The organism is Microvirga sp. P4_G7 (genome assembly GCF_056401005.1).
In genome coordinates, this window is record NZ_JBFUKD010000255.1 from 1 (window position 1) to 4,846 (window position 4,846).

Genomic DNA, 4,846 nt, shown 5'->3' on the forward strand with positions numbered 1-4,846 from the left:
ATATGGCCTTTCCTCGGTGCGAGCGTGTTCGTGTTGTTGCTCGTGACCTATATACCGGCCTTGAGCCTCTGGCTTCCGAGCCTTTTTCGCTGACCACCTTTTCTCTCACGCATTTCAAGGATGATCATGACTATCGACATCAGGCAGGTTTGCCATCCGGAAGCCGTCAAGCATTTCGACACGGAAGAACTGCGCCGCCATTTCCTCATCGAGCGCCTGTTCGTTCCGGGTGAGATCAAACTGACATACAGCCATATCGACCGGCTCATCGTCGGCGGCGCGACGCCGACAAAGGGGAGCATCGTCCTGCCGACGCCGAAAGCCGTCGGGACGGATGCATTTCTGAAGCGGCGCGAGCTCGGTATCATCAACATTGGTGGCGACGGTCGCGTGGTCGTCGGCGGTGTTTCGCACGATCTCGCACGGCGCGATTGTCTGTATGTGGGCATGGGCGCAGGAGAGGTGGCTTTCGAGAGCGCCGACGCGTCCAATCCGGCGAAATTCTATCTCGTCAGCACGCCGGCGCACGCGGCGTACGAGACCGTCAAGATCCCGATCGAAAAAGCCAACAAGCTTGAACTGGGCGATCAATCGACCTCCAACCGCCGGACGATCCATCAATACATCATTCCCGGTGTCTGCCAGTCGTGCCAACTCGTCATGGGTTTGACCCAGCTCGAGCCTGGCAGCATGTGGAACACGATGCCGAGTCACATTCATGATCGGCGTTCCGAAGTCTATGTCTATTTCGACATCGATCCGTCGGCCCGCGTGCTTCATCTGATGGGTGAACCGACCCAAACTCGGCACATCGTCATGGCTGACGGAGATGCCGTCCTGTCTCCCGGGTGGTCGATCCACTCGGGCGTCGGAACCAGCCACTATGCCTTTATCTGGGCGATGGGCGGTGACAACCAGGATTACACCGACATGGATCCGTTCCCCGTGACCGCCCTGCGTTGAGGAGCAGCATCATGACTTCGGCGTTCGATCTTACAGGCAAAACCGCCGTCGTGACCGGCGCCAATACCGGTCTTGGCCAAGCGCTCTCCATCGCCTTGGCGGAGGCCGGCGCGAATGTCGTCGGAGTCGGCCGGTCACGCATGGACGACACTAAGGCGGCTGTCGAGGCAACCGGGCGTTCGTTTCGTGGGGTAACCGCGGATCTCTCGTCGCTGGAGCCCATCGAGCGGATCGTCGCGGAGGCGAGCGAGGAGGGAACCGTCGATATCCTCGTCAACAATGCCGGCATCATCCGGCGCGCCGACGCGATCGACTTCACGGAGGCCGACTGGGACGCGGTGATGGACGTCAATCTGAAGTCCGTCTTCTTTCTCACTCAGGCCTTCGCGCGGCACATGCTGGCGGGGGAGGGTGGCAAGGTCATCAACATMGCGTCTCTCCTTTCGTTTCAAGGCGGCATCCGAATTCCGTCCTATACGGCGAGCAAGAGTGGCTTGGCGGGTCTCACCCGTCTGCTGGCCTGCGAATGGGCCGCGAAGGGCATCAATGTGAACGCTATCGCGCCGGGCTATTTCGTCACCAACAACACCCAGGCCCTTCGCGAGGATCCGGTCCGCACGGAGCAGATTTTGGCCCGCATTCCGGCCGGCCAATGGGGGCAACCGTCGGACATCGGCGGTGCGGCGGTCTTCCTGGCTTCGAGAGCCGCCGACTACGTCCACGGCATCGTGTTGCCGGTGGACGGCGGCTGGCTTGCGCGCTAGGCGAAGAAAAAGGAGAAGCCGACATGTCACGCAGCGCGGACCTGTTCGCCATCGATGCTGAGCTCGATTGGGAGATCGTGGGCGAAGGCGTCAGGCGGAAGGTATTGTCATACAACGACGGCATCATGATGGTGCGCGTCGCTTTCGAAAAGGGAGCGGTGGGGACGCCTCATCAGCATCCTCACGTTCAATGCTCGCTCATCGAGCAGGGGGCGTTCGACGTGACGATCAGTGGGCGCACACAACGGCTCACCACCGGAGACACTTTCCTTGTTCCTCCGGACGCTGTGCATGGCGTGGTCGCGATCGAGCAAGGCATCCTCGTGGACGTCTTCACGCCCATGCGCCAGGACTTCATCACACGTTAGCGGTCGACTTCAGCGCTGTTGGGCCGAAGCGCGCCAGAGATCGATCCCGCCATCGGTCGCGTGATGCTCGATCTCGGCGAGCTCCTCGGCCGTGAAGTCGGGCCGATCGAGGGCGGCAAGTGAATCGTCGAGCTGCTCGACGGTCCGTGCGCCGATCAGCGCAGAGGTAATTCGCGGGTCGCGCAAGACCCACGCGATCGCCATTTGAGCGAGAGTCTGCCCGCGTTTGGTGGCGATGTGATGCAGCGCCCTGATCCGCTCGATGTTCTCCGGAGTGAGAAACCGCTCAGAGAGCGAGCCGCCTTTCGACGCCCGTGATCCTGCGGGAACGCCCTCGATGTATTTCATCGTCAGCATCCCTTGGGCCAGCGGCGAAAAGGCGATGCAACCGATCCCGGTCTCCTGAAGCGTGTCGAGCAGACCGTCTTCGATCCATCGGTTGAGCATCGAATAGGATGGTTGATGAATGAGGCAGGGGGTCCCGAGATCTGCAAGGATCTGCGCCGCCTTTCGCGTCATCTCCGGCGAGTAGGACGAGATCCCGACATAGAGCGCTTTTCCCTGCCGCACGGCCGCATCGAGCGCGCCCATCGTYTCCTCGAKSGGCGTCTCSGGRTCGAMSCGGTGSGAATAGAAGATGTCGACATRGTCGAGMCSCATGCGCTTCAGGCTCTGGTCCAAGGAAGCGAGAACGTATTTCCGCGATCCCCACTCGCCGTACGGACCCGGCCACATGCGATAGCCGGCTTTCGTCGAGACGATCATCTCGTCGCGATACGGCTTGAAATCAGCCGTCATCACCCGGCCGAAATTCTCTTCGGCGGATCCCGGAACCGGACCGTAATTGTTGGCGAGATCGAAATGCGTGACGCCGCGATCAAAGGCTCGCCGCAGGATGGCGCGGCCGTTCTCGAACACGTCGACGCTGCCGAAATTCTGCCACAGGCCAAGCGAAATGGCGGGCAGTTTCAGCCCGCGGCGACCCGAGCGGCGATAGGCCATCGTCGCGTAGCGAGATTCATCGGCAGCGTAGACCATTCAATCGTCTCCAAGATCGGGTGGGATGTCGAGCGCCACGGGACGGGCGCGCACAACAGTGGTCATTCGGATGGAATGAACGTGGCTTCGTAAGGGGAACTGGCCCGTCGATTTGCCGGCGCGAGAATTAGAAATCGCGTTGCAGCCGCAGGCGTCCTTCGATGGCCGAGTCGGAACTTATGAGGCGTGACAGGGATCCGAAATTACCAGCTTGCTCGGCAAGAATACGCCCCTTCGTATTAGCGTTCACGTACATCACTTCGGCACCGATCACGAGACCGGAGGCCGGGAGCCAGAACGTGTTCGCGCCGACGCGCCATTCGGTGAAATCAGGCAGGCCGATCACATTGCCGAACGGACCGAGTGCGGAGGCTCCGCCGGGGTAGTCGACGCGAGCGTACGATCCGAATACGCTCGAACGGAACGCTGGTGTCCAATAATGGTTCAAGCCGCCGGCGACAGAGAAGCCCTGTGCTTTGCGGATGTCGCCCGTGAACGGATTGACGAATGCATCGAGGGCAGGAGTGCTGACAAGACCGGCGCCGAAGCGGCTGGCGTTATAGGTGCCGAATCCGAGATAGCTCAGCGCGCCGTCGACATAGGCGGCAGAAAACCAAGCGCCGTCGCCTGGGCTCAACATCGGGAGGTTGAAGCCAGCCTGAAGACCGACAGCGAAGCCGTACTCGGTGTCGGCGAAGACACGGGTCGCGGTTCCTGCGTCGCGGATCTGATGCACCGCGCCTGCCACCTGAACCGAGCCCCAGGTGCCGGTGAAGCGGACGTTACCGACGACGTCGGGCACCGTCTGTCCGCCGACGACGAGCTGATCCGTGCCCGGAATCGGCTCGAACGAATTGAGCTGCCGCCGGCTGATCCCGTCTTCCACCGAAAGCGACGCGGAAATGCCGTTGCCGAACGAATAAGTGTAGCCGAGCAGCGTCACGTCGGGTGCATCGTCGTAGCGCAACGTGCCCATATGGGTCGTGGGCAGATCGGGGCTGGAGAAGAACGACGTCACCTGTCCGGCTGTCAGACCGGCGAATTGAATATAGGCCTGGGCGACGCTCGGAGTTGTCGCGATCGCGCCCTGCTGGCCGTACGGCAGACCGGATACGCGGGTGATCTCGAAGCGGACGAACGCCCGCAACAGGCCGTAGGCCGTGGCGGTGCGATGGTCGAGCTGGATTCGGCCGCGCACGCGGAAACCAAGGGTGTCGTCCGTGCGGGTCAGCGGCTCGACGTAGAGCATTTCGGCGCGAACGCGCCCACCGATCTTCAGGCAGCCATCTGTCCCGGGAACATAAAAGAACCCACTGCCATGGGCGGAACAGATTCTCACGTAATCGACCGGGAGGGCTTCCTTGACCGGAAGATCCGCTGCCCATGCACCGGACATGGAGGCAAGACCAGCGATCGAACCGAGAAATAGATGCTTTGCGATCGTCATCCGTGGAACTCCAAGCGGGCTTCCGTCGAGATCGGGCATGCGCGTCTCGGCAATTCAACGGCAATTCCGGATTCTGTCAATGTTGCTTTGGTCTCAAGCGTTTATGAGACGTAAAGGGTGAACCGACCTAGCGCTGCCCGCTTTCCCGGGCACGGAGGCGGCTGAAGGCGTCCACATTGTCTTGGCCCTGTCGGAGGACATCGGCATAGCTGCCGTCCTGCATCTTCTTGACCATGTCCTCACGGACCTTCTGAAAATCGCTGCCG

At 61.3% G+C, this 4,846-nt stretch carries 5 protein-coding genes; 3 read left to right on the top strand and 2 right to left on the bottom strand.

Annotated elements, in window-relative coordinates; all coding sequences use genetic code 11:
• Nucleotides 1–126: 126 nt before the first annotated feature.
• From kduI to AC1DT3_RS12205, 3 genes are read left to right on the top strand one after another with little or no spacing between them, the layout of a single operon-like run.
• Nucleotides 127–963, top strand: coding sequence for a 5-dehydro-4-deoxy-D-glucuronate isomerase (gene kduI / locus AC1DT3_RS12195; protein ID WP_477465517.1), 837 nt, complete (start codon nt 127–129; stop codon nt 961–963).
• Between the two features lie 11 nt (nt 964–974).
• Complete coding sequence (kduD, locus tag AC1DT3_RS12200; RefSeq protein WP_477465518.1) at nt 975–1,727, top strand: 2-dehydro-3-deoxy-D-gluconate 5-dehydrogenase KduD; 753 nt, start codon at nt 975–977, stop codon at nt 1,725–1,727.
• A 23-nt stretch (nt 1,728–1,750) separates the two neighbouring features.
• Entirely contained in the window at nt 1,751–2,095 is a 345-nt protein-coding gene (locus AC1DT3_RS12205; RefSeq protein ID WP_477465519.1) for a cupin domain-containing protein, read from the top strand.
• A 9-nt stretch (nt 2,096–2,104) separates the two neighbouring features.
• Here the strand turns inward: AC1DT3_RS12205 and mgrA are convergent, their stop codons facing one another.
• Complete coding sequence (gene mgrA / locus AC1DT3_RS12210; RefSeq protein ID WP_477465520.1) at nt 2,105–3,133, bottom strand: L-glyceraldehyde 3-phosphate reductase; 1,029 nt, start codon at nt 3,131–3,133, stop codon at nt 2,105–2,107.
• A 127-nt stretch (nt 3,134–3,260) separates the two neighbouring features.
• Entirely contained in the window at nt 3,261–4,619 is a 1,359-nt protein-coding gene (locus AC1DT3_RS12215; RefSeq protein WP_477465521.1) for a porin, read from the bottom strand.
• Nucleotides 4,620–4,846 lie beyond the last annotated feature (227 nt).

What these genes read in the sequence shown, in the direction of transcription:
- kduI (WP_477465517.1), top strand. Translation starts at nt 127, where the DNA reads ATGACTATCGACATCAGGCAGGTTTGCCATCCGGAAGCCGTCAAGCAT.
- AC1DT3_RS12215 (WP_477465521.1), bottom strand. Translation starts at nt 4,619, where the DNA reads ATGCCCGATCTCGACGGAAGCCCGCTTGGAGTTCCACGGATGACGATC.
- AC1DT3_RS12205 (WP_477465519.1), top strand. Translation starts at nt 1,751, where the DNA reads ATGTCACGCAGCGCGGACCTGTTCGCCATCGATGCTGAGCTCGATTGG.